The organism is Parabacteroides johnsonii DSM 18315, from assembly GCF_025151045.1.
GTDB classification, from domain to species: domain Bacteria; phylum Bacteroidota; class Bacteroidia; order Bacteroidales; family Tannerellaceae; genus Parabacteroides; species Parabacteroides johnsonii.
Genome location: NZ_CP102285.1, coordinates 697,580 through 721,822, shown reverse-complemented (window position 1 = coordinate 721,822; position 24,243 = coordinate 697,580). Strand labels below are relative to the sequence as shown.

General features: G+C 46.9%; 19 protein-coding genes. 10 read left to right on the top strand and 9 right to left on the bottom strand.

Going from position 1 to position 24,243, the window contains the following annotated elements:
- Window positions 1-47 precede the first annotated feature (47 nt).
- Genes gmd through rfbA form a run of 3 tightly spaced genes read right to left on the bottom strand, consistent with a single transcriptional unit; the run spans window position 48 to window position 3,205 of the window.
- Window positions 48-1,199 (bottom strand): GDP-mannose 4,6-dehydratase, encoded by a 1,152-nt coding sequence (gene gmd, locus NQ564_RS03170; RefSeq protein WP_008147302.1) that lies wholly within the window; start codon window positions 1,197-1,199, stop codon window positions 48-50.
- A 58-nt stretch (window positions 1,200-1,257) separates the two neighbouring features.
- A complete protein-coding gene (locus NQ564_RS03165) occupies window positions 1,258-2,328 on the bottom strand; it encodes a GDP-L-fucose synthase family protein (RefSeq protein WP_008147300.1) in 1,071 nt (356 codons plus the stop codon).
- Window positions 2,321-3,205 (bottom strand): glucose-1-phosphate thymidylyltransferase RfbA, encoded by an 885-nt coding sequence (rfbA, locus tag NQ564_RS03160; RefSeq protein ID WP_008147298.1) that lies wholly within the window; start codon window positions 3,203-3,205, stop codon window positions 2,321-2,323. Before rfbA ends, NQ564_RS03165 begins: the two co-directional genes overlap by 8 nt.
- Window positions 3,206-3,403: 198 nt before the next feature.
- On the opposite strand from rfbA, the gene NQ564_RS03155 reads away from it, so the two are divergent.
- On the top strand, window positions 3,404-3,997 hold the full coding sequence (locus tag NQ564_RS03155; RefSeq protein WP_008147287.1) for an HdeD family acid-resistance protein: 594 nt from the start codon (window positions 3,404-3,406) through the stop codon (window positions 3,995-3,997).
- An 11-nt stretch (window positions 3,998-4,008) separates the two neighbouring features.
- On the opposite strand, the gene NQ564_RS03150 is transcribed toward NQ564_RS03155, so the two are convergent.
- The 3 genes from NQ564_RS03150 to NQ564_RS03140 are packed head-to-tail and all read right to left on the bottom strand — an operon-like array spanning window position 4,009 to window position 8,582.
- On the bottom strand, window positions 4,009-4,992 hold the full coding sequence (locus tag NQ564_RS03150; RefSeq protein ID WP_008147285.1) for a DUF4249 domain-containing protein: 984 nt from the start codon (window positions 4,990-4,992) through the stop codon (window positions 4,009-4,011).
- A gap of 14 nt (window positions 4,993-5,006) precedes the next feature.
- Window positions 5,007-7,697: a TonB-dependent receptor gene (locus NQ564_RS03145; protein ID WP_129649763.1), complete on the bottom strand. Its 2,691-nt coding sequence runs from the start codon at window positions 7,695-7,697 to the stop codon at window positions 5,007-5,009.
- Window positions 7,698-7,700: 3 nt separating this feature from the next.
- Window positions 7,701-8,582 (bottom strand): FecR family protein, encoded by an 882-nt coding sequence (locus NQ564_RS03140; protein WP_008147279.1) that lies wholly within the window; start codon window positions 8,580-8,582, stop codon window positions 7,701-7,703.
- Window positions 8,583-9,259: 677 nt separating this feature from the next.
- Between NQ564_RS03140 and trpB the strand changes: the two genes are divergently transcribed.
- The 7 genes from trpB to trpA are packed head-to-tail and all read left to right on the top strand — an operon-like array spanning window position 9,260 to window position 15,791.
- A complete protein-coding gene (gene trpB / locus NQ564_RS03135) occupies window positions 9,260-10,477 on the top strand; it encodes a tryptophan synthase subunit beta (RefSeq protein WP_008147275.1) in 1,218 nt (405 codons plus the stop codon).
- Entirely contained in the window at window positions 10,461-11,864 is a 1,404-nt protein-coding gene (locus NQ564_RS03130; RefSeq protein WP_008147274.1) for an anthranilate synthase component I family protein, read from the top strand. The genes trpB and NQ564_RS03130 overlap by 17 nt, the downstream gene beginning before the upstream one ends.
- A 37-nt stretch (window positions 11,865-11,901) precedes the next feature.
- Window positions 11,902-12,510 (top strand): anthranilate synthase component II, encoded by a 609-nt coding sequence (locus tag NQ564_RS03125; RefSeq protein WP_008147273.1) that lies wholly within the window; start codon window positions 11,902-11,904, stop codon window positions 12,508-12,510.
- Between the two features lie 5 nt (window positions 12,511-12,515).
- On the top strand, window positions 12,516-13,520 hold the full coding sequence (gene trpD, locus NQ564_RS03120) for an anthranilate phosphoribosyltransferase (RefSeq protein ID WP_008147272.1): 1,005 nt from the start codon (window positions 12,516-12,518) through the stop codon (window positions 13,518-13,520).
- 10 nt (window positions 13,521-13,530) lie between these two features.
- Window positions 13,531-14,340, top strand: a complete 810-nt coding sequence (gene trpC, locus NQ564_RS03115) for an indole-3-glycerol phosphate synthase TrpC (protein WP_039848075.1) — start codon at window positions 13,531-13,533, stop codon at window positions 14,338-14,340.
- Window positions 14,337-15,002 carry a phosphoribosylanthranilate isomerase gene (locus NQ564_RS03110; protein WP_008147270.1) on the top strand — a complete coding sequence of 222 codons (666 nt, stop codon included), beginning with the start codon at window positions 14,337-14,339 and terminating at the stop codon, window positions 15,000-15,002. Before trpC ends, NQ564_RS03110 begins: the two co-directional genes overlap by 4 nt.
- A 15-nt stretch (window positions 15,003-15,017) precedes the next feature.
- The gene (trpA, locus tag NQ564_RS03105) at window positions 15,018-15,791 is read left to right on the top strand and encodes a tryptophan synthase subunit alpha (RefSeq protein ID WP_008147269.1); all 774 of its coding nucleotides are present in this window, start codon (window positions 15,018-15,020) and stop codon (window positions 15,789-15,791) included.
- 223 nt (window positions 15,792-16,014) lie between these two features.
- Here the strand turns inward: trpA and NQ564_RS03100 are convergent, their stop codons facing one another.
- The 3 genes from NQ564_RS03100 to NQ564_RS03090 are packed head-to-tail and all read right to left on the bottom strand — an operon-like array spanning window position 16,015 to window position 21,719.
- Window positions 16,015-17,382 (bottom strand): TolC family protein, encoded by a 1,368-nt coding sequence (locus NQ564_RS03100; RefSeq protein ID WP_008147268.1) that lies wholly within the window; start codon window positions 17,380-17,382, stop codon window positions 16,015-16,017.
- Window positions 17,379-20,594: an efflux RND transporter permease subunit gene (locus NQ564_RS03095; protein WP_129649761.1), complete on the bottom strand. Its 3,216-nt coding sequence runs from the start codon at window positions 20,592-20,594 to the stop codon at window positions 17,379-17,381. Before NQ564_RS03095 ends, NQ564_RS03100 begins: the two co-directional genes overlap by 4 nt.
- A 9-nt stretch (window positions 20,595-20,603) precedes the next feature.
- Window positions 20,604-21,719 carry an efflux RND transporter periplasmic adaptor subunit gene (locus tag NQ564_RS03090; RefSeq protein WP_008147266.1) on the bottom strand — a complete coding sequence of 372 codons (1,116 nt, stop codon included), beginning with the start codon at window positions 21,717-21,719 and terminating at the stop codon, window positions 20,604-20,606.
- Between the two features lie 144 nt (window positions 21,720-21,863).
- Between NQ564_RS03090 and NQ564_RS03085 the strand changes: the two genes are divergently transcribed.
- Together NQ564_RS03085 and NQ564_RS03080 are read left to right on the top strand one after the other, a co-directional pair.
- Complete coding sequence (locus tag NQ564_RS03085; protein WP_008147264.1) at window positions 21,864-22,697, top strand: AraC family transcriptional regulator; 834 nt, start codon at window positions 21,864-21,866, stop codon at window positions 22,695-22,697.
- 201 nt (window positions 22,698-22,898) lie between these two features.
- Window positions 22,899-24,092, top strand: a complete 1,194-nt coding sequence (locus NQ564_RS03080; protein ID WP_005647666.1) for a saccharopine dehydrogenase family protein — start codon at window positions 22,899-22,901, stop codon at window positions 24,090-24,092.
- Window positions 24,093-24,243: the final 151 nt, after the last annotated feature.

Below are 24,243 nucleotides of genomic sequence, written 5' to 3'. Positions count from 1 at the left end.
TAACTCTTTTTCTAATTATAACAAATAAAAACAATAAAAGTTCGATTCTACTCAAAATAATTCAATATTTCATAACCACCTTTTCTTAGATACGATTCTTTCTTCATTAACTTTATATCATTCAACATCATATCCTCTATTAAAGCGGCCAAATCGAACTTTGGCTCCCATCCTAAACGGGTACGTGCTTTTGTCGCATCGCCGATCAGCAAATCGACTTCAGTCGGACGGAAATACTGAGGATCTACACCAACAACCTCATCTCCAATCCGTTTCCTGAGATTATCGAGATAAGCTTCACCGACTCTTTCAATAAACACTTTTTCGTCAATATAGTTTAAGACAGCCACCTCATTAACATTTTCTCCTTTGAAAATAATTTCCACGCCTATCTCGGCGAACGCCATTTTCAAGAAATCACGGATAGTTGTCGTGATCCCCGTCGCAATGACATAATCAGACGGTTCGTCCTGCTGGAGGATAGCATACATCGCACGGACATAATCTTTTGCATGTCCCCAGTCACGTTTGGAGGAAAGATTCCCCATATAAACTTTTTTCTGCATGCCTAAGGCAATACGGGAAACGGCCCGCGTCACCTTACGAGTCACGAAGGTTTCTCCTCTCAGAGGAGACTCATGGTTGAACAAAATACCGTTCGACGCATGCATTTTATAAGCTTCACGATAGTTCACCGTTATCCAGTAACCGTAAAGTTTGGCTACGGCATACGGACTTCTCGGATAAAAAGGAGTCGTTTCTTTCTGTGGTACTTCCTGCACCAGACCATAAAGTTCGGATGTGGAAGCCTGGTAAATGCGTGTCTTGGGGATCAGGTTCAACAGACGAACCGCTTCCAATATGCGCAAAACTCCCAGGCCATCGGCATTAGCCGTATATTCGGGAGTATCGAAACTCACTTTCACATGGCTCATGGCCGCCAGATTATAAATCTCATCCGGCTGGGTCTCACCAATGATACGAGTCAGATTCAAACTGTCGGTCAGGTCACCATAATGCAGGATCAGATTACGGTTTTCCACATGAGGGTCCTGATAAAGATGATCGATACGATCCGTGTTAAACATAGACGACCGACGTTTGATACCATGCACTACATATCCTTTCTTGATCAGATATTCGGCCAGGTAAGCTCCGTCCTGCCCTGTTATTCCTGTTATTAAAGCAACTTTACTCATCGTTATTAAACGGAAGACGCAACGTCCTCCCCCATTTTTTATTTTTAATTTTCAATTTTTAATTTTCCAAGTACCAGCAATAAAGGCGTTCAATCCCTTCGTCTACTTCGATCGTATGATGCCAGCCCAAGGCATGCAGCTTCGTGACATCCGTCAGTTTGCGCATCGTTCCGTCCGGCTTGGAAGAATTAAATACGATCTCGCCTGTAAAACCGACCTTTTCCCGGATCAGGAAAGCCACTTCACGAATAGAAAGTTCCTTTCCGGTACCAATATTAATATGTGTATTCCGAATATCGCCGGTAGCAGGACGGACATCGGCAAAATCGACCTTCTCCATCACATAGACGGAAGCATCTGCCATCTCCTCGCTCCAAAGAAACTCACGAAGCGGCTTGCCTGTCCCCCACAACTCCACTTTACCCGGATAGATACCATACTTGGCAAGAATATCCGATATTTCGGACTCGGAAGCATCGCCGGATACGTTTTCAACCGGACGTGCACTCAGATCTTTCCGGACAGAATCCCAATTTCCTTCTGAAAGACATTTGCCTAAATGTACTTTACGAATCATGGCCGGCAACACATGCGAAGTCTCCAAATTAAAATTATCATTCGGGCCATACAAGTTAGTCGGCATCACTGCGATATAATTAGTCCCGTATTGCAAATTATAACTTTCACACATCTTGATCCCGGCAATCTTGGCTATCGCGTAGGGTTCATTCGTATATTCGAGAGGCGAAGTGAGCAAGCAATCCTCCGGCATCGGTTGCGGAGCATTTCCCGGATAGATACAAGTACTACCCAAGAACAGGAGTTTCTTTACCTTATTCAGATAAGAAGCATGAATCACATTGTTCTGAATCATAAGATTCTCGTAAATAAAGTCAGCCCGATAGCGGCTGTTCGCCATAATCCCTCCGACATGGGCGGCCGACAGAAACACATATTCCGGCTTCTCGGCCGCAAAGAAATCATGAACGGCCTGCTGATCAGTCAAATCCAGTTCCGCATGCGTACGCAAGACAAAGTTCGTGTAACCTTTTGCCTTCAGATTCTTCAGAATGGCGGAACCTACCAGCCCCCGATGGCCTGCGACAAATATTTTACTATCCTTATTCATTCTCTTCTTTTATTAAATTCAGCAGATATTGTCCATATTGGTTCTTCAGCATCGGAGCGGCAACCTGCCTCAACCGTTCTGCATCAATCCAACCGTTCCGGTAAGCGACTTCTTCCAGGCAGGCTATTTTCAAACCTTGCCGTTTTTCTATCACCTCGACGAAAGTGGAGGCTTCGGAAAGAGAATCATGCGTGCCGGTATCAAGCCATGCAAAACCGCGCCCTAAAAGCTGAACTTTCAGCTCCTCATCCTTTAGGAATTCCTGGTTGACAGTCGTAATCTCCAGTTCTCCGCGGGCGGAAGGTTCAATCCGTTTGGCAACTTCTACCACTTTGTTCGGATAGAAATAAAGGCCGACAACCGCATAATTCGACTTCGGGTATGCCGGTTTTTCTTCAATACTCAACACGTTTCCCGCCTCGTCGAATTCGGCCACACCATAGCGTTCCGGATCATTGACGTAGTAACCGAAGACGGTCGCTTTTTGTTCGTTTTCCGCATTGGCTACGGCCCTTTTTAACATTGCGGTGAAACTCTGTCCGTAAAAGATATTGTCGCCCAAGACCAGACAAACGGAATCATTTCCAATAAACTCCTCTCCAATTAAAAAAGCTTGTGCCAATCCGTCCGGTGAGGGTTGTTCGGCATACTCGAAACGGACACCATAATCAGAACCATCCCCTAACAGACGACGAAAACCGGGAAGATCCTGCGGTGTGGAAATCACCAATATTTCACGTATTCCTGCCAGCATCAACACAGACACCGGATAATAGATCATCGGTTTATCATAAATAGGCAATAACTGTTTTGAAACCCCTTTGGTTATCGGATACAAACGAGTACCGGACCCTCCTGCTAAAACAATACCTTTCATAATCTTCTATGATTTATAATTTATGATTTCGGAATCATGTATCAATGATAAATCATACATCCAAAATCATAAATCCTTAATAAATATAACGGATGGCAAATGTATTAAAAATAATTCACTTTACCGGCCCGGTGAAACTTTTCTTTCCAAAGGTTTGTTACAAAGTAGATTTCAAAATAATTAAAAAACGAATTTATTATGAGAACTTTTATTGACACAATCAACTTCGGAGTAAAAAACTGGTGGGTTTCCCTGCTTCTGGGCCTGCTTTATATCCTTATTGCAATCTGCCTGATGTTTACACCGCTGGCAAGTTATGTCGCACTGAGTGTTTTGTTTAGTGTATCCATGTTTGTCAGCGGCACGCTGGAAATTCTTTTTGCCGTCACCAATAAAAAGAATATTTCCAGTTGGGGCTGGTACCTGGCAAGCGGTATCATCGACCTGATCTTAGGTATCTATCTGATGGCCAATATCGGACTGAGTATGGCGGTACTGCCTTTCATCGTTGCTTTCTGGCTGATGTTCCGCGGTTTCGCTTCAACCGGCTACGCTATGGATCTGAAACGTTACGGAACACGCAACTGGGGCTGGTATATGGCTTTCGGCGTACTGGCAATCCTTTGCAGCATCGGTATTATCTGGCAACCGGGCCTCGGAGCGTTATCCCTTGTCTATATGATCGCGTACACTTTGCTGATCATCGGAATCTTCCGGGTTATGCTTTCCTTCGAGCTGAAGAGCTTGCATAAACGGAATAAAGAATACTACGAAGAACAGGGTATCAAATAAGTGATAATCCATCACCATAATGGCGGCCGGTCGACCATCCGCAAAGTTACTCGCTGCTCGGAGGAGGCACCGACAAAGCCTAAGCCCCCCGACACGTTTTGAGGAACGATGACCGGTTCCATAAAGGTTTCGTTATAATCTTCCGAATCCAAACAGTTCATGGCACGCAAATAACGGAACTGCGCTTCGGTTATGCTGAGAAGACGGACTACGACATCGACTTGGATATGATTCTTACGGTCGCTGCCCCAACCCTGAAAATCGGGATAATAGGTATAGACATTTAATGTATAAGAGCCGTCCGGAAAGCGGCTGTCGGTAAAAACATTCCTTACGTTACGAACTGTCATATCCAAAACGCCGAACTCATCATCATCGGATGTAGTCAGATGACCGTCTGTCAGCACGATGTCTTCCTGATTGATAACATCCAGCCCCTGAACTTCCGTAAACATCTCTCCTTCTGGCGTAATCCGGCGTATTCTTTTCTCGATCACCAGACGATAATAGTTTTTTTCGCCCTGACGATCATGGATGGCAATCCGGTAACGCATACAATCCTGCATGGAAACTCCGACTTTCAGTTGCGTACGAAGCGTATCTACCCTGATCGCCTCTTCGATCGGCTGAGGAATCCGCACTTCGGCACTTCCCTGATACTTTCCTCCTTCGAGAGCCGCTTCCAAACGTATGCGATCACCGGGACAGAACCGGCTTTGCACAGTATACTTAGACATATAAGAGCCTCCCTTTACATCTGTCTCTTCCGTCTTTTCATCATTGACATAGACAATGATAGCCCCCTCCAAAAACGAAGTTGTCCCATTGCCATCAACAATATGCAGAAATACCTCATTCTTTTCTTTTCCTGCTTCCAGAAAAGCGTTCATCAGCAATTGGGGCTCTTGCGGTTTGTCCCGGAAAGGAAGTTCATTCTCGCACGCCAAGAAAGAGGTTGCCATCAGCATTCCATATATAAACGATTGCTTTTTCATTCCATTCTTCTCCTTTAAAATTTAAACGTATAAGTCACAGAAGGGACACAAGGCAACAACGTTTGTTTGATCAGCCTTGTTTTACGTTCCCAGACCATATCCCCTCCCGTTACCGGATACCCGATAAACTCTTCTTCTTTATAAACCAAATTCGGAGTCATAGCATTATAAGCGTTATAGACCGAAATATTCCAGGTCTGCATTCCCCGACGCAGTTTCTTATGGAAATTGATGCTCAGATTCAACCGATGGCTGACAGGAAGGCGATAATTGTTACGATGGGAAATGTAGTCGATCAAGTCACCGGATGCCGTCCCGGTACGCTGTTCGGCAACCGTAGCCGTTCCGCCCGTATTGAAAATCCAAGTGATCCCTATATCCGTTTTCTTGCTGAAAGTATGGTTAACACAGAGGTTGATGTTGTGGCGGCGATCGTATTTATAAGGAAAACGTTCGCCGTTGTTGACCGTCCCGTTCTTGAACTGACGGTCGCTCTTGGCGATCGTATATCCCAACCATCCCGTTGTTTTCCCAATGGTCTTCTGGGCTAAAACCTCCAGACCGAAAGAACGGCCACGCCCCATCTCCACCTTCTCCTGCCATCCGCCGGATGATCCGAAAAAGGTAGCACCATCCTGGTATTCCAATACATTATGCATATCCTTATAATAGCTTTCCAGAGAGAATTCCCATCCTTTCACACCTGTATAATAACCGCCGACAGCATACTGGTAGGAGCGCATCGGGCGGATGTTCTTAGTAACCGGAACCCATAAATCGGTCGGTAGCGAAATCGGTGAGGATGACAGCAAGTGTACATACTGTTCCATCTGGGTAAAAGAGCCCTTTGCCGCAAAATCGTCATGAAAACGATAACGTGCAGAGAGACGAGGCTGTGCCGACAGATAGCCTTTCCCTTGTGTGGAAAACAAGGAGAGGTGAATGCCGGCATTCAGGCTCAGACGGTCGCCGATATCGGCATTATCTTCGGCATAAAACGAAAACTCGTGCCCGTGCAAATAGCTGTTCGAGGAATCGTTGTAGACGGTGTCCTGTGCTGTCTGCCCGTCTGCAGCTTCTTTCACACGCGAGGTCGTCACCTCCGGTCGGAAGGTATGATACAGATAAGATACTCCGAACTTGACATGATGGTCAGGGACGGGCATATAATCGAAGTCCGTATGAAAACTCCAATCGTGTATACCGGAACGGTAATCGGAATTATAGACATACGATTCGTTTCTATCGGTTATCGGATCACCGTTTTTATCCGTCTCGATGATATCTTTCCGGTAAGCGTCCGCCATACTCATCTGGTAATGGTTGTAGGCTACGGTCGTATTGCTGAATAATTTACTGTTGAAGACATAATTCCACCGTCCGGCGGCAATCGTGTTTCCCCAGTTGAAATCGATCCGGCTGTTGTAGAAATACATACGCGACCCATTCGAATAGGCGTCATATTCCTTGTCCTGCTTGTAGTCATAATGGTCTTTCCCTTTGTAGAAACTGAGGAACAGGCGGCTGCGGTCGGAAAACTTGTGGTTCACCTTTGCATTGATATCATAAAAATAGTAATTGAATTTCTTGTCCTCCGGCAGAAACGGCCTTGCCACCAGGTCGAGATAGGTGCGGCGGCCGGTCAGGCAAAAGGAGGTTTTATCTTTCAGGATCGGACCTTCGAGGTGCAGCTTGCTGGTCAGCAGGCCGATGCTGACCGTACCATGATAATTCTGCATATCACCGTCGTTTGTCCGGATATCTACGATAGAAGACAAACGGCCGCCGTAGCGGGCGGGAAACGAACCTTTGAAAAGCGTGACCTTTTTCATGGCTTCCGGAGTGAAGATGGAGAACACGCCTAACATATGGTCAGCATTATAGATGGGGATACCATCCAGAAGAATCAAGTTCTGATCCGGTCCGCCACCCCGTACATACAACCCGCTGAACCCCTCCGTTCCAGCCTGTACACCTGGCATCAACTGGATCGTTTTGAGGATATCGGCCTCTCCTAAGATGGCTGGAGTATTCTTGATCTGCGTCATCGGGATATCTAATGTACCCATACCGGTTGCCCGGATGCCTGTTTCTTTCTTATCGGAAAGGACGACGATTTCCGCCAACTGGTTATTGGTCTGCAAACAGATGTTCATCACAGTATCCCGACTTAACAGGAAACGGAAATGTTTGGTTTCATATCCTAAATACGAAAAGAAAAGTCCGATCTCTCCTTCCGGCAAGGTCAGGCTGTAAAACCCGAAAGGATTCGTCGAAGTCCCGGCATGACAGCTGGATTCCAAAATATTTGCACCAATCAGCGTTTCTGACGATATGGAATCGGTAATATATCCGCTGACCGTATATTTACGGGAAACAGGACGCTCTCCTAACAAGATGTGTGTGCCGGAGATTTTAAACGTTATCGCTTCCTGACCAAATGCATATTGCAGGATTTCCTCGATGGTCTTCTGACGGACATCAAGGGTAACCGGCTGCCGGAGCTGTACCTTTTCACCATAGATAAACGAGAAGCCGGTGGAGTCCTCTAACCGGCGGACAAAAGTGTCCAGTGTGGCCTTCCGGACCTGGAAGTCCAGACGCGCCGCCCGGTCTTGTGCAGCGAGCGGCGCAATTCTGAAAACTATCCATAATAGAAGAATAAGCCGGGCGAACCGGCGGAGACAATATAGGTAATAATTCATGACTTAGTTAAGTTTAGAATGGATCAAGATCGTATCATTTGTCTTTGAATAACTGAAATTACCAGCTGGCTGGAGCAGATCGAGCATCTGATCCAAACTCTCGCCTTCGGTAAAATGCGCCCTGATACGAAAATCCTTTATATCTTCATCCGTAATTTTGATTTTCACATGAAATGCATTCGACAACTCTCGTGCAATCTCCTGCAACGGCAGATAATCAAAATGAAAATGGCCGTCGCGCCAACCGGTAGCCGTATTATTTTCTTTTGTTTTTTCTTCCTGTAGTGTTTTATCTGCTCGATTATAAATCGCGCTTTCTCCGGGAGAAAGCGTAATCCGGCTGGAAACAGCCGGCGCATTGACAGCGACAGAACCTTCCAACAAAGTTGTCTTCACCTCTGCATCTCCGGGATAGGCTTCAACATTAAAATGTGTTCCGAGCACTTCGACCTCGATCGGGTCCGCTTTCACAACAAAGGGATGCCGGGCATCTTTCTCCACTTCGAAATAAGCTTCTCCCTGTAATTGTACTTCCCTCCTATCCTCTTTGAAACGATCCGGGTAAGTCAAAGAGGAATAGCGGTTCAGCGTCACCTTCGTCTGGTCCGGCAAAGTAATTACCGATATGGCTGCACCGGCTGAAACAGTTTGCATCGCTACCGGCTTCCAATAATCATAGATGAACCAACTTGCAAAGCAAAGCAGGACGGATGCGGCAACGGCTCCCGCCAGACGGAACAGTCTCAGCCTCTTTGTCCGGGGAGGAACGAGCCGCCTCTCCAACAATTTCCAACTTTCGGAAGCGGAATAGCGCCCACGAGGTGAACGTGTGGAGGCGACAAGCTTGTCCAGTGTCTTTTCTATATGATCGTGTGAAGGTTCCATGCTTTTCTCTTCTACATTTTAGAGATAAAGACAGGATTAGGTAAAAAACTCACTACTCACTTCTATTAAAATAATGTTAATTATCTTACTTCCTCTATTTGTCAGCCAACAGAGCTTCCCCTAATACCCGATCAAGTATCACCTTCTTTTTTTACATAACCATACGAAAACGCGACCTCTCCTCCAGTATCATTTTGTTATCTTCATAGGGATAAAACAAGACAGATAGAAACGTTAAAAAATATTACCCGCCAGTGTAATTTCCAAAACATGCCCTACTAATCCTATTTTGACGGGGTAGTAGTGACATTTTGATAAATCATAAGAAGCCTATCCCCTCAAACAAGAGATTTGAAATAGCAGGGAGAGGGACAGCTGAGACTGCCATACAAAAGTTCTATGATTATATAACAAAAAAACAGCCGAATTATTTGCAGTTTGTCAGAGAATGCATATATTTGCTGCCGTAATAATAACAAAAGTCATGAGAACAATTATAGTAAATACATATTGGTGGTGGCGCTCTTTACAACTCATAAGGTCGTAAGGAACCAGCCCTCATGTATATACTATCGTGATATAATAAAAGGTCTGTCGCACTTGCGGCAGGCCTTTTTTCGTTTAGGGCAATTACCAAGATTCGAAAAGACAAAAAATAAATAATAACAGATAGAACGATGAAAACGTATCAAGTTGACGAAAATGGGTATTATGGTGAGTTTGGAGGAGCATATGTGCCCGAAATACTTCACCAATGTGTGGAAAACTTGCAGAAGAAGTATCTGGAAGTATTGGAAAGTGACAGTTTCAAGAAAGAATTCAACCAGTTACTTCGGGACTATGTCGGCCGCCCTTCTCCTCTCTATCAGGCTAAAAGGCTGAGTGAGATGTATGGCTGCAAGATATATCTGAAGCGTGAAGATCTGAACCATACCGGCGCTCATAAGATCAACAACACGATCGGACAGATCTTGTTGGCCCGCCGGATGGGAAAAACCCGTATCATAGCCGAGACGGGAGCCGGACAGCACGGCGTGGCAACCGCTACTGTCTGTGCGTTGATGAATATGGAATGTATCGTTTATATGGGTAAGACGGATGTGGAACGCCAACATGCAAACGTGCAGAAAATGGAGATGTTGGGCGCGACGGTCATCCCCGTAACTTCTGGTAATATGACACTGAAAGATGCGACCAATGAAGCGATCCGCGACTGGTGCTGCCATCCTTCCGACACATATTATATCATCGGGTCGACAGTCGGCCCCCATCCTTATCCGGATATGGTGGCACGTTTGCAATCCGTTATCAGCGAAGAGATTAAAAAGCAGTTGTCGGAGCAGGAAGGACGTGACTATCCGGATTATCTGATCGCCTGTGTAGGTGGCGGAAGCAACGCTGCCGGAACGATCTATCATTTTATTGATGATGAACGGGTAAAAATCGTTCTTGCCGAAGCGGGCGGTTTGGGGATTACGACCGGACAAAGCGCAGCAACCATCCAATTAGGCAAGAAAGGTATCATACATGGAGCGCGCACGTTAGTGATGCAAAACGAGGACGGGCAAATCGAAGAGCCTTATTCCATCTCTGCCGGACTGGACTATCCGGGTATCGGACCGATCCACGCCAACCTGTCGGAAACTCACCGGGCTACGATTCTTGCCGTCAATGATGACGAAGCGTTAGATGCGGCTTTTTGCCTGACGCGCATCGAGGGAATTATTCCGGCACTTGAAAGTGCACACGCATTAGGAGCATTACCCAAGATAAAATTCAAACCAGAAGATGTCGTTGTCCTGACGGTATCAGGCCGGGGAGATAAGGATTTGGAAACATATATTAATTACAAATTGACAATGGACAATTCAAAAAAAGATGGATTATACATTTAAAACAATAAGCAGGAAGGTTCTCGGTGACCTTCACACACCCGTCAGCATCTACTTGAAGGTGCGAGATATTTATCCGGAATCGGCTTTATTGGAAAGTTCCGATTTCCATGGAAATGAAAACAGCCTTTCCTATATAGCACTTTGTCCGCTGGCAAGTATCGGAATCAATAATGGGGAATGCACCGCTATTTTTCCTGATGGAGAAAGCGAGGTTACGGCATTGACGGAAACATTCAATGTGGCGGATGCCATAAATGCATTTTTGAAGCGTTTCTTGATTGAAGGCCTTGACAAGAAAGTCTGCGGGCTGTTCGGATATACGGCTTTTGACGCTGTACGTTACTTTGAGGACATCCCGGTGATGGAAGCTCACCATGAAGAAAACGATGCACCCGATATGCTTTACATATTATATAAGTATGTACTTGTGTTCAATCACTTCAAAAATGAGTTGACACTGGTAGAATTGCTGCAACCCGGCGAAAGCTCCAATTTGCAGGAGATAGAGACATTGATCGAAAACCGGAACTATGCTTCTTATAACTTCCAGACCATCGGTCCTGAGACATCTCCTATCAGCGGGGAAGAATATAAAGCAATGGTGCGGGAAGGTATCCGCCACTGCCTCCGTGGAGACGTATTCCAGATCGTATTGAGCCGCCGGTTCGAGCAACCGTTCAAAGGAGACGATTTCAAGGTTTACCGGGCCCTCCGGAGTATCAATCCTTCCCCCTATCTGTTTTATTTCGACTTCGGAGGGTTCCGTATCTTCGGTTCCTCACCTGAAACACACTGTAAGGTAGCCGACAGACATGCAAGCATCGACCCGATTGCAGGCACAGCTTTCCGTACGGGAAATGTAGCATTAGACAGACAGCGCACCGAGGCTCTGCTTGCCGATCCGAAAGAGAATGCCGAGCATGTAATGTTAGTCGACCTTGCCCGTAATGACCTCTCGCGCAATGCACATGACGTACAGGTCGATTTCTATAAGGAAGTGCAATACTACAGTCACGTCATTCATCTGGTATCGCGTGTCAGCGGTGAGATCAACACCGATAGTAATCCGGTCAAAACTTATATAGATACATTTCCTGCCGGAACATTGAGCGGAGCACCGAAGGTACGCGCCATGCAATTGATTACAGATATAGAAAAACATAACCGAGGCGCTTATGGTGGTTGCATCGGGTTTATCGGCTTTGATGGAGACTTGAACCAGGCGATCACGATCCGTACATTCGTCAGTCGTGGAAATGTTCTGTACTATCAGGCAGGAGCCGGCATAGTCGCCAAAAGCAATGATGAGCGGGAATTGCAGGAAGTGAATAATAAGTTAGGTGCTCTGAAAAAAGCGATCGACCTGGCAACAACATTAATCAATTGACAATGGATAATTGATAATAAAAATAAACAGAGTTTTTATGAAAGTATTACTATTCGATAATTATGATTCCTTTACCTACAACCTGTTGCACATATTAAAGGAATTAGATGTGGATGTAGAAGTACATCGCAATGACAAGATATCATTAGACGAAGTAGAACGTTTTGACAAGATTCTTTTGTCACCAGGTCCGGGTATCCCAGAGGAGGCAGGTATCTTGCTGCCATTAATCCGCCGCTATGCTCCGACCAAGAGTATTTTGGGTGTTTGCCTCGGAGAGCAAGCCATCGGGGAAGCGTTCGGTGCAACACTTACCAACCTGACGGATGTGCATCACGGAGTCTGTTCGGATATACGGGTGAAAGCTCCAGACCCATTGTTCACCGGTCTGGAACCGGGTTTCCGTGCCGGTCGCTACCATTCGTGGGTGGTCTCAAAAGAGAATTTCCCCGACTGTCTGGAGATCACGGCGGAAGATGTGGAGGAAGGGCAGATTATGGCGCTCCGGCATCGTGAATATGATGTTCGCGGCATCCAGTTCCATCCGGAATCCGTACTGACGCCTAAAGGAAAGACAATCATATGGAACTGGATTGCCGATGGCAATGGGCAATTGATAATTAACAATCAAGAATTAATAAATTAGGGAAGATGAAAGATGTATTATACAGGTTATTCGAACATCAGTATTTAGGACGTGACGAGGCACGAACGATTCTTCAGAATATTGCGGCAGGCAAGTATAACGATTCACAGATTGCCAGCCTGATAACGGTATATCTGATGCGCAATATCTCCGTAGAAGAGTTGACAGGTTTCCGCGAAGCGCTACTCGAAATGCGTGTCCCGGTAGATTTGTCGGAGTTTAAGCCGATCGATATTGTGGGGACGGGAGGCGATGGAAAGAATACGTTTAATATCAGCACAGCCTCCTGCTTTGTCGTAGCCGGTGCCGGATATAACGTTGTGAAACATGGAAACTATGGGGCGACCTCGGTCAGCGGCGCCAGCAACGTAATGGAGCAGCATGGCGTGAAATTTACGACCGATATCGACCGGTTGCGCCGCTCGATGGAAGCCTGCCACATTGCCTACCTGCATGCGCCGCTATTCAATCCGGCACTGAAGGCTGTGGCTCCGATACGGAAGAGTTTAGGAGTGCGCAGCTTCTTCAACATGCTCGGCCCGCTGGTCAATCCGGTAATGCCAGCCTACCAGTTGTTAGGTGTGTACAACCTGCCATTGCTCAGGCTTTACAGCTATACCTATCAGGAGAGCGGAACGCGTTTTGCCGTTGTACATAGCCTCGACGGGTATGACGAAATCTCGCTGACTGCAGAATTTAAGGTAGCAATGCCGGAAAAAGAGAAGCTCTACACACCGGAAATGTTAGGTTTCTCCCGCACAACGGAAGCGGAACTGGATGGCGGTGAGACAGTCGCCGAAGCAGCCCGCATCTTTGACGATGTCCTGAATAACCGAGCGACTCCTGCACAAAAGAATTGCGTAATCGCCAACTCTGCTTTCGCCATCCAAGTCATCTGCCCGGAAAAGAGAATCGCTGAATGTCTGGACGAAGCCCGAGAAGCATTGGAAAGTGGTAAAGCATTGCAGACATTCAATACGTTTATCAGTTTGAATGACAAATTACAATGAAACAACGAATATGAAAGATATATTACAAGATATTATAGCGAATAAGCGTATCGAAGTGGAGCGACAAAAACAAGCTGTCCGGTTGCAGACCTTATTGGGGCTGGGCGGTGAACGACTCGAACATCCTGCCCGTTCCATGCGGGCGGCTCTCGCAGCATCTTCATCGGGCATCATTGCCGAGTTTAAGAGAAAAAGTCCTTCGAAAGGCTGGTTACATCCCGATGCAGCTATAGCCGATGTCTTGCCCGCCTATGAGAAGGGAGGCGCTTCCGCCTGCTCTGTCCTGACCGATTCGAACTTTTTCGGGGGTTCCTTAGGTGACCTTTGCAAAGCACGTAGCCTGGTGGGCCTGCCCTTATTGAGGAAGGACTTCATCATTGACGAATATCAACTCTATCAAGCACGCGTGATGGGTGCCGATGCCGTCCTGTTGATTGCCGCCTGCCTTACCCCGGAACAATGCCTTATGTTTGCAAAGTTAGCTCATACCCTCAACATGGAAGTACTGTTGGAAATCCATTCCGAAGAAGAACTTGACCACCTCAATCCATTTGTCGATATGCTGGGAGTGAATAACCGCAACCTCGGAACATTTCATACTGATGTGGAAAACTCCTTCCGTCTGGCAAAAGCAATGCAAACGGTCGCTCGTGAAAGAAATCTTTCTCCTTTGTTAGTATCAGAAAGCGGTATTTCGACCACAACCACCGTATCGAACCTCAGAGAAGCTGGTTTTCATGGATTCCTGATCGGAGAGACATTCATGAAAACCGATGTACCAGGCGACACTCTCGCACAATTCATAGAAGGATTATCATGATCATCAAAGTATGCGGAATGCGTGATCCCGAAAATATACGGGAAGTTGCAGCCTTAGGGGTTGACTGGATAGGACTGATATTTTTCGCGAGAAGTCCACGAAGAATAACTAACAATGGACAATTAACTATTGACAATGGCAGCAAGCGGTATTCTGATTGTCAATTGTCAATTATCAATTGTCCATTAAAAAAGGTCGGTGTTTTTGTCAACACTTCCTTCGAAGAGTTGGTGGAAACAGCGGCATTGTTCCGACTCGATTACCTGCAACTGCACGGAAATGAGACACCGGACGATTGCCATGCCTTGCAAAAGCGTGGTTACTCGCTGATCAAGGCATTTCAGATTGCAACAGCTTGCGATCTTGAACAAACTACCGATTATGAAGGGCGTGTCGATTACTTCCTCTTCGATACCAAAAGCAACAGTTATGGAGGTTCCGGCAAGCAATTCGATTGGTCCATACTTGAAGCTTATCAGGGAGAGACACCTTTTCTGTTAAGCGGAGGTATCCGGCCGGAAAGTGTCGAGGCAATACGCTCTTTCCGGCATCCCCGCTTTGCCGGGATCGATCTGAATAGCGGATTCGAGATCGAGCCGGGGCGGAAAGACATAGAAAAGCTAAAGGAGTTTTTAAAAGAAATTCAAAATCATAATTCATAAATCTGAAATCAAAAGATGAACCGTATCACAAATTTATTCAACACAAAGAAGAATGGAATCCTATCCGTCTTCTTCACCGCCGGATATCCGAACCTGGATGATACGACGAAGATATTAAAAGAGTTAGAGGACAAAGGAATAGACATGGTAGAGATCGGTATTCCCTTCTCCGACCCGATGGCTGACGGCCCCGTGATCCAGGAAGCCTCTACTGCCGCGTTACGAAACGGGATGTCATTGCATGTTCTGTTCGAACAGTTAGAAGATATCCGTCAGGATGTGCATATCCCGATTATCCTGATGGGCTATCTGAATCCGATCATGCAATATGGCTTCGAAGCATTCTGCCGGAAATGTGCACTGACAGGTGTGGACGGTATGATCATTCCGGACCTGCCTTTTGCCGATTATATGAAAGAGTATAAAGCCATCGCCGAACGGAATAACCTCAAAATGATCATGCTCATCACACCTGAAACCTCCGAAGAACGCATCCGCCTGATCGATGAACATACAAGCGGTTTCATCTACATGGTGTCGAGCGCCTCCACTACCGGAGCACAGCAGAGTTTCAACGAGCAAAAGCAGGCTTATTTCCACCGCATCAACGGGATGAGACTCCGGAATCCGCGCCTGGTCGGTTTCGGCATATCGAACAAAGCAACCTTCGATGCAGCAGCTACTAACTCATCTGGAGCTATTATCGGCAGCAAATTCATGCAACTATTGAAGAGTGAACCGACAATCGACAGGGCGGTCGATAAGTTACAGGCAGCACTTCAGGAATGAAATGAACAGAAAAACAAATCTTTTAAAACAATCGGTGGTGTGTCAAAATGTAACTTGTCCCCGTGTCCCGCACGGGGACGCAAAAGAACAGGCCTTATCAATCAAATGTTTATACGGCCTGCTTTTATGCGATCCCACGCGGGATGCAAGAACAAGACTGTTTTGACATCCCCCAAGTCTGCTTACACACCCCCAGTAATAAACTAAGCACCTCAAAAGACTACTACTCTCTTCCGCCTCCCAATGCCTGATACAGATTAATAACACCTTGTATTTCCATAAAACGGTTTGCCACTTGTGTCAATTGTGCACTCAGCAAACTTTGTTGGGCCGTCAGGACCTCTAAATAGGTCGTATTTCCGTACAGCATCGTCAAAGAGGTGCTTTCGTATGCTTTTTCAAGCGAAGCAATCTGTTTTTCGAAAAGTCCGGCTTTATCACGAGCAGTCTGATACTTCACCAACGCATCGTTCACCTCTGATCCGGCATTGAGAAGGGCCTGCTGGAAACTTAACTTGGCTTCCTCCTGTTGTGCTTTGGCAATCTTCAACTGAGCAATATTCGCTCCTCGATTGAACAAAGGCTGGGTAAGCGATCCGATAGCCGTTGCAAGAAATTTTCCCGGATTTATGATCATGCTTCCGGCCGAATTTGTCCATCCGGCACTACCGCCTAAAACAATGGACGGATAGAACGCGGAACGTGCCTGATTGGTTGCATAGAAAGCGCTTTCGAGCGAATGTTCCGCACGACGCACATCTGGACGGTTTGAAAGCATTTGCACCGGAATGCCTACGGCAAGATGATCCGGCAATGTTTGTCTTTCCAACTTGCCACGTTCGACACTGCGTGGACTTTCCGCCAACAGAAGCGACAGGCTGTTTTCCGTCTGGTTGATCTGCTCTTTCAAGTCGAGTAGCGAAGTGGAAATACTATAATAGGTAGCCTCCATCTGCGATACGGCAGCTTCGTTTGCCAAACCAGCATCCATCAAGGCGCGTGTAGCATCGACGGTTTCCTTCCACGATTGCCGTGTACGCTCCGAGATCGCAAGTTGCTCATCCAGCATCAGCAATGTGTAGTAGACATTGGCAATACTGGCTATAAGCTGCGTCCGGACCGCCTGTCTGTAGTCATGGCTTTGTTCGAGCAACGCCTCCGCCTGGGACTTGGCATTACGCATACGCCCGAAAATATCTAACTCCCAACTGGCCGTGACGGGCACGGAATAGGTCTGTGTCGCCTTGCCTCCATCGAAACTGCTCACTGTTCCTTGTGGGGCAAGAGCAAACGAGGGCAGAAAAGCCAGCTTGGCGGACATTAGCGTGGCCTCGGCTTCCTTAACACGCCACTGTGCGGACTGGAGATCGGTATTGCTCTGCAAACCCTGCTCGATCAATTCACGGAGATACGGATCGGTGAAGACTTCCCGCCAGCCAAGATTACCAAGATTGTCCGTGCTGTCGCTTGCCGCTACCTCTTCCCCATAAAGGTCTTCCGGGACTTCGGTCACCGGCTTGTATTTCGTATAGATGCCGCAGCTATTCAGTGCGAACGCTGCGACAATTATGATTAGAATCTCTTTTCTCATTTTTTCTCTTCGTTTTTACTTTCTATGTGACGCTCTCTCTCACTCTTTGCTTCCACATATTCTTCCTGGATCTGCCAATCGGAAGCTGGCTGAAACTGGATGGGACGAACCTTCTCTTGTAAATATTGGAACACGATGAACAAAGAAGGTACGACAAACAGCAATGCCAGCGTACCGATCAGCATACCTCCGACCGTACCCGTACCCAAGGAGCTATTACCGTTGGCTCCTACTCCCGTAGCCACCATCAAGGGCAACAATCCGAATATCATTGTTCCGGCTGTCATCAGAATCGGACGCAAACGGGCTTTAGCAGCAGAAAGGGCGGCAGAGGTCAGGCTCATACCGGCTTTACGGCGCTCGGCAGCGTACTCCGTCAGCAGGATGGCAGTCTTGGAGATCAAACCAATCAGCATGATCAAACCTGTCTGCAAGTATATATTATTCTCCAAGCCCATCATTTTTGCAAATAGGAAAGATCCGGCCAGACCGAACGGGACAGCCAACAATACCGCGAACGGAATCAGGAAACTTTCGTAAAGCGCACTCAGGATCAGATAGATCATGAGGAAGCAAATACCGAAAATGATAATGGTCGTATTACTCTGCGTATTCTCTTCACGGGTGATTCCTCCGAAATCATAACCGTACCCTTTCGGAAGGGCCTGCTCGGCAGTTTCCTTCACGGCACGGATGGCGTCACCGGTACTGTAGCCTTCTGCCGGCATCGCATTCACGGCTATGGAGTTGTACATATTGAAACGGCTCAGGGATTCCGCGCCGTAACTGCGTGTCAATGTCACGAACTGACTGAGCGGCGACATTTCCTCATTGGACATGCGTACGAAGATGTTATCCAGGGAAGCCTCGTCGACACGGTATTTCGGATCGGCTTGTATCATCACTTTATACACTTTGGAAAAACGGTTGAAGTTAGAGACATATTGTCCTCCATAGTAACCCGACAGCGTGCTGAGTACCGCATCCGGCGTTATCCCGGCACGCTTGCACTTCGAGGCATCGATTTCAACGGTCCATTGCGGATAACGGACATCAAAAGTAGAGTAAGCCATCGAGATTTCAGGACGCTGGTTCAGTGCCCCTAAGTATTGCTGTGTCGTCGCGAAGAACGTACCGATATCGCCACCTTGCTTATCCTGCATATGCAATTCCAACGCGTTACCCATACCATAACCGGGAATCATCCCCGGAGAGATGGCGAAGACACTGGCGTCCTTTATGTCCGCCGTCATGCCATAGACTTGTCCGATAACGGCTTGCACATCTTCCCCCTTACCCGTGCGTTCGTCCCACGGTTTGAGTTTCAGAATCAACATCCCGAAAGAGTTCCCCTGTCCGGCCAACAGACCATAACCGGAAACTTTCTGGACATGCAATACCTGCGGGATACCCTCTAAACGCTGTTCGATGCGCTTCATCACATCGTCTGTCGTTTTTAGTGAGCTACCGGCAGCCGTACTGACATTTACAAATACGACACCCTGATCTTCATCGGGCACCAAACTCGTTTTCGTCGTGTTCATCAGAAAGGCCAACAGCACAATCGAGCAAGCAAGCAGCGACCAGACCATCCACTTCCGTTTGATAAAAAACAGAACTCCTTTCTTATACTTCTCGACCATCGAATCGAACGCTACATTGAAGGCTTTACGGAAACGGGCGGCAAAATTATTGTTCTGCGTACCGTCTTCGTTGATATAGGGTTTCAGGAAAAGGGCACAGAGCGCCGGACTCAACGTCAGTGCATTGACTGCCGATATTCCGACTGCTACTGCCATTGTCAAACCGAACTGGGTATAGAACGTTCCCGAAGTCCCGCTCATGAACGAAACCGGAATAAACACTGCCATAAACACCAGTGAAGAAGTGATAACGGCATTACTGATCCCTTTCATCGCATCGATACTGGCCATATAAGAAGAGCGGTATCCGACATCGAATCGCGCCTGCACCGCTTCGACGACGACAATCGCATCGTCCACCACAGTCCCGATCACCAATACCAATGCAAACAAGGTAATCAGATTGATACTGAACCCGGCAATCGACATAAACGCAAACGTACCGATCAGTGAAACCACGATTCCCACCAACGGAATAACCGTCGAACGGATATCCTGCAAAAACACATACACCACCAAGATCACCAACAGGATAGCTTCGAATAAGGTCTTTACCACCTCATGAATAGAAGCAAACAGGAAGTCGTTGGAACTCATCACCTGAGTCAGCTCCACACCCTTTGGCAAATCTTTCCGCGCTTCTTCCAGAAAAGCATCGATATTCTGGTTTACTTCCGTAGCATTTGAACCGGCAGTTTGGAAGATCATACAGGAAACACCGGGATGGCCGTCCATACCGCCATGATAGGCGTAGGTTTCTTCACCCATCTCGATGTCAGCGATAGTCTTCAGCTTCAAAACTTCACCGTCCTCGGTCGAACGGATCACGATTTCACCGAACTCTTCGGGGGTGATCAGGCGGCCTTTATATTTCATGGTATACTGGTAAGTTTCATCCGAATTCTCGCCAAACGATCCGGTTGCCGACTCGATGTTCTGTTCGGCAAGCACCTGCGTCACATCCGAAGGGATCAGTTTGTACTGGGCCATAACATCCGGCTTCATCCAGATACGCATACTGTAGTCGCCTCCCATGATCATCATGTCGCCGACACCCTGTATACGGAGAATGGACGGTTTCAGGTTGATACTGATATAATTGGAGAGAAACTTCTCGTCATACGAATCATTCGGACTGTACAGTGAAAACATCTGCAAGATACTGGTTTGCCGCTTGGAAGTCGTAATACCGACCTGCGTTACCTCGGCCGGCAACTGACCGGTTGCCTTCGATACACGGTTCTGAACATTGACGGCTGCCATATCCGGATCTGTCCCTTGCTTGAAGTAAACGGTAATGCTGACCGTACCTGCATTAGAGGCCGACGAAGTCATATATGTCATATCCTCGACGCCGTTTATCGCCTCTTCCAACGGGGCGACAACACTCTTCAGCAAGGTTTCCGCACTCGCCCCGAAATAAGTCGTACTCACTTGGATTGTAGGTGGTGCAATATCGGGATATTGTTCTACGGGCAATGTAAAAAGCCCGATAATGCCCACAACGACTATCGAAATAGAGATAACAGCCGACAGGATAGGGCGTTCTATAAAGGTTCTTAAATTCATTTTCTTCTCTTAGTTTTGTTTTATTTTAATAGGAGTTCCTTCACGCAGCAAACCGACGCCTTCTGCAACAATCACATCACCGGCTTGTAATCCGTCGTCGACAATATACTCCTGGCCGCCGTTCACACGAGTCACACTGACAGGTGCGGACTGTGCCTTGCCGTCCACCACTTTATAGACATACACCTTATCCTGTATTTCGAATGTGGTAGATTGCGGAATGACCAGGCTTCCCTTCTTAGATACCGGCAGGACGACATTCCCTGATGTGCCACTATACAGCAAGCCTTTTTCGTTCGGGAACACGGCTCGGAGGCTGGCTGTCCCGGTATTCCGGTCGACTACGCCGCTGATGGTTTCGATCTTTCCTTTTTCTTCATACATCGATTGGTCGTTCAACATCAACTCTACCTCCGGCATCTCTTTCAAGACTTCGGCTTTCGAACCATATTGCCGTGTCAGAGCAAGCAATTGGTTCTCTGTCATCGAAAAGTACACATACATATCCGAGTTATCCGAAACCGTAGTCAGCGGCTGTGGCAAACTGGCACTCACCAACGCCCCGACGCGATAAGGTAAAGTCCCGACCACTCCGTCACACGGGCTTTTCACTTCCGTATAGGAGAGGTTGTTACGGGCACTCAACTCCTGGGCTTTTATCTGGGCCAATTGTGCTTTAGCACTTAGCCAACTGTTCTCGGCTGTCTTCAAGTCGAAATCAGAAACTACGTTACGGGCACGAAGTTCCTTTTTACTGTCGTAAGTCAGCTTGGCTGTCGCCAGTGAAGCCGTAGCAGCCTCCACATTTGCCTCCGCAGTCTGCAAAGCTGCTTGATAGGGAACCTGATCGATCACGAACATCACTTGCCCACGACGGACCATCTGCCCTTCCTCTACGCATAGTTTAGTTATAAACCCTGATACTTGCGGATAGATGTCGATATCCTGCCGCCCACGGATTGTCGCCGAATAAGTAGTGGAGATTACTTTATCGGAAGGTTGTACCTGTAATACCGCATACTCCGCTTCCATTTCTACCGATGGTGCTTGCTTGCAAGACACCACTAACGCTACGCAACTGATCATACCTAAAAGTTGCATCCATCTTTTGTTCATCATTATCATTTTCCAATCTTTAATTCGCGGCAAAGGTAAAGGTGATTTGTCAAGCGACAGAGTTCAAGAGTTAGCCCATATTGTTCAAAACAGGAACATATCTTCTTTATTTCAAGAAGAAACCGGTATATTTGTAACCAAAACAAGAATAAAATGGAAGTTTTACGCACAACCGCCGAAGATCCCTTTTTCGTCGGGACAATCAATTGTTCCGATATGCCCCACCATCTTTTCAAACTGGAAGATGCCTGCATCTTTTTCTGCCATAGCGGAGAAGCCCGGATCGAAATCGACTTGTTGGAATATGACATCATGCCTAATACACAGATCATATTCCTACCCAACAGCATCATCAATTATTCATATGCCAGTCCAGATCTCTCCATCTCTTATATAACATTTTCCAATGCGTTTTTCCAAGAAGCGACAGTCCGGCTCGATCCTTCTTTTTTTCATTTTCTGAAAGAGAATCCGGTCGTCACGCTACCAGTCGAGCGTACACGTACCATTAACGGACTCATCATCGCACTGGAAGATCTCTATAAGGATAAAGAAAACTGTTTCCGACTGCAAATCCTTCGCAACTACATACAAAGTTTCCTTTTGGACATTTATGATAAAACACACCGCATCTTCGAGCAGAACCGCCCAGAAGGAATCAGCCGGCAGGAAGAATTGTTCAAACGGTTCATCCAATTAATACACAAACACTGCCTCAACCAGCGTGAAGTATCATTCTACGCCCAAAAGATGTTCATCACTCCCCGATATCTATCGGCCATTGCGCAGACCGTTGCCGGAGAGACGGCAAAAAACATCATCGACAAGCATGTCATACTCGAAATAAAGGTATTGTTGGAATCGACCGACCTAAGCATACAGGAAATAGCCAACCGCCTCCAGTTTCCGGACCAATCGTTTTTCGGTCGGTATTTCAAGAAGCACACCGGTATCTCTCCGCAATACTACAGGCGCAAACTCGGTTAACCGGAACCTGTTCCATAGGCATGGAACAAAAGTTTCCCTCTAAGGAAACTCCAGTTCCCCGCCGAGGGAACTATTGTTTCATGCCAATGAAACTGTTTTTCTCCCCCTACCTTGCCCGATTATTCAAAGATTCATCGTATATTTGTCGTTAGGTTTAAAACCTTGTAAACTGTATATTAACAAGATTAATTCTATTAGTAAATGGGAAGAGTATTAGTTATTGGTGCAGGGGGCGTTAGTACCGTTGCTGTTAAGAAGATCGCGATGAACGCGGATGTCTTTACCGATATCATGGTTGCCAGCCGCACGAAAAGCAAGTGCGACCAGATCGCCGCCGATATTAAGAATGTAAAGGTACAAACAGCACAGGTTGATGCAGACAACGTGGAAGAACTCGTCCGCTTGTTCAACACCTTCAAACCGGACTTGGTAGTAAATCTGGCTTTGCCCTATCAGGACCTCCACATCATGGATGCCTGTCTGGCATACGGTGTCAGCTATCTCGACACGGCCAATTACGAACCGCTGGACGAAGCTAAATACCAATACAGCTGGCAGTGGGCATACAAGAAACGCTTCGAAGATGCCGGCCTGACCGCTATCCTGGGTTGTGGATTCGATCCGGGTGTAACGGGTGTATATACGGCTTATGCAGCCAAACATCACTTCGATGAAATACAATACCTGGATATTGTAGACTGCAACGCCGGAGACCATCACAAAGCATTTGCTACTAATTTCAACCCGGAAATCAACATCCGCGAAATTACCCAACGAGGTAAATATTTCGAAGACGGAGAATGGAAAGAGACAGATCCGCTGTCTGTACACAAACCGTTGAACTATCCGAATGTCGGTCCGAGAGAATCTTACCTGATGTACCACGAAGAGTTGGAAAGCCTGACCAAAAATTTCCCTACAATCAAACGTGCCCGCTTCTGGATGACTTTCGGACAGGAATATCTGACTCACCTGCGCGTGATACAGAACATTGGTATGTCTCGCATCGATCCGATTATGTATAACGGACAGGAAATCGTTCCGATCCAATTCCTGAAAGCCGTGCTGCCTAATCCGGGTGATCTGGGTGAAAACTATACAGGCGAAACTTCCATCGGTTGCCGTATCCGCGGAATCAAGGATGGCAAAGAAATGACCTACTATGTTTATAATAACTGTAGTCACCAGGCTGCTTACCAGGAAACGGGAGCACAAGGCGTAAGCTACACAACCGGTGTTCCGGCCATGATCGGAGCCAAACTGTTCATGCAGGGAGTTTGGAAAAAACCGGGAGTTTGGAACGTCGAAGAGTTCGATCCCGATCCGTTCATGAAGGAGCTGAACGAACAAGGTCTGCCTTGGCACGAACTGTTCAATATAGATCTGGAACTCTAAGAAAGTGTGTCAAATTAACATTACCGGACGCGGATGGCACAGAGCACACAGACGGACGCAGATTTATTTTGTTGATAATTAATATATATGCGTTAATCTGCGCTCGTCTACGTTATCTGCGTCCCATGAATACCGATATATTTGACACACC

What these genes read in the sequence shown, in the direction of transcription:
- gmd (WP_008147302.1), bottom strand. Translation starts at nt 1,199, where the DNA reads ATGAGTAAAGTTGCTTTAATAACAGGAATAACAGGGCAGGACGGAGCT.
- NQ564_RS03165 (WP_008147300.1), bottom strand. Translation starts at nt 2,328, where the DNA reads ATGAATAAGGATAGTAAAATATTTGTCGCAGGCCATCGGGGGCTGGTA.
- rfbA (WP_008147298.1), bottom strand. Translation starts at nt 3,205, where the DNA reads ATGAAAGGTATTGTTTTAGCAGGAGGGTCCGGTACTCGTTTGTATCCG.
- NQ564_RS03155 (WP_008147287.1), top strand. Translation starts at nt 3,404, where the DNA reads ATGAGAACTTTTATTGACACAATCAACTTCGGAGTAAAAAACTGGTGG.
- NQ564_RS03150 (WP_008147285.1), bottom strand. Translation starts at nt 4,992, where the DNA reads ATGAAAAAGCAATCGTTTATATATGGAATGCTGATGGCAACCTCTTTC.
- NQ564_RS03145 (WP_129649763.1), bottom strand. Translation starts at nt 7,697, where the DNA reads ATGAATTATTACCTATATTGTCTCCGCCGGTTCGCCCGGCTTATTCTT.
- NQ564_RS03140 (WP_008147279.1), bottom strand. Translation starts at nt 8,582, where the DNA reads ATGGAACCTTCACACGATCATATAGAAAAGACACTGGACAAGCTTGTC.
- trpB (WP_008147275.1), top strand. Translation starts at nt 9,260, where the DNA reads ATGAAAACGTATCAAGTTGACGAAAATGGGTATTATGGTGAGTTTGGA.
- NQ564_RS03130 (WP_008147274.1), top strand. Translation starts at nt 10,461, where the DNA reads ATGGATTATACATTTAAAACAATAAGCAGGAAGGTTCTCGGTGACCTT.
- NQ564_RS03125 (WP_008147273.1), top strand. Translation starts at nt 11,902, where the DNA reads ATGAAAGTATTACTATTCGATAATTATGATTCCTTTACCTACAACCTG.
- trpD (WP_008147272.1), top strand. Translation starts at nt 12,516, where the DNA reads ATGAAAGATGTATTATACAGGTTATTCGAACATCAGTATTTAGGACGT.
- trpC (WP_039848075.1), top strand. Translation starts at nt 13,531, where the DNA reads ATGAAAGATATATTACAAGATATTATAGCGAATAAGCGTATCGAAGTG.
- NQ564_RS03110 (WP_008147270.1), top strand. Translation starts at nt 14,337, where the DNA reads ATGATCATCAAAGTATGCGGAATGCGTGATCCCGAAAATATACGGGAA.
- trpA (WP_008147269.1), top strand. Translation starts at nt 15,018, where the DNA reads ATGAACCGTATCACAAATTTATTCAACACAAAGAAGAATGGAATCCTA.
- NQ564_RS03100 (WP_008147268.1), bottom strand. Translation starts at nt 17,382, where the DNA reads ATGAGAAAAGAGATTCTAATCATAATTGTCGCAGCGTTCGCACTGAAT.
- NQ564_RS03095 (WP_129649761.1), bottom strand. Translation starts at nt 20,594, where the DNA reads ATGAATTTAAGAACCTTTATAGAACGCCCTATCCTGTCGGCTGTTATC.
- NQ564_RS03090 (WP_008147266.1), bottom strand. Translation starts at nt 21,719, where the DNA reads ATGATAATGATGAACAAAAGATGGATGCAACTTTTAGGTATGATCAGT.
- NQ564_RS03085 (WP_008147264.1), top strand. Translation starts at nt 21,864, where the DNA reads ATGGAAGTTTTACGCACAACCGCCGAAGATCCCTTTTTCGTCGGGACA.
- NQ564_RS03080 (WP_005647666.1), top strand. Translation starts at nt 22,899, where the DNA reads ATGGGAAGAGTATTAGTTATTGGTGCAGGGGGCGTTAGTACCGTTGCT.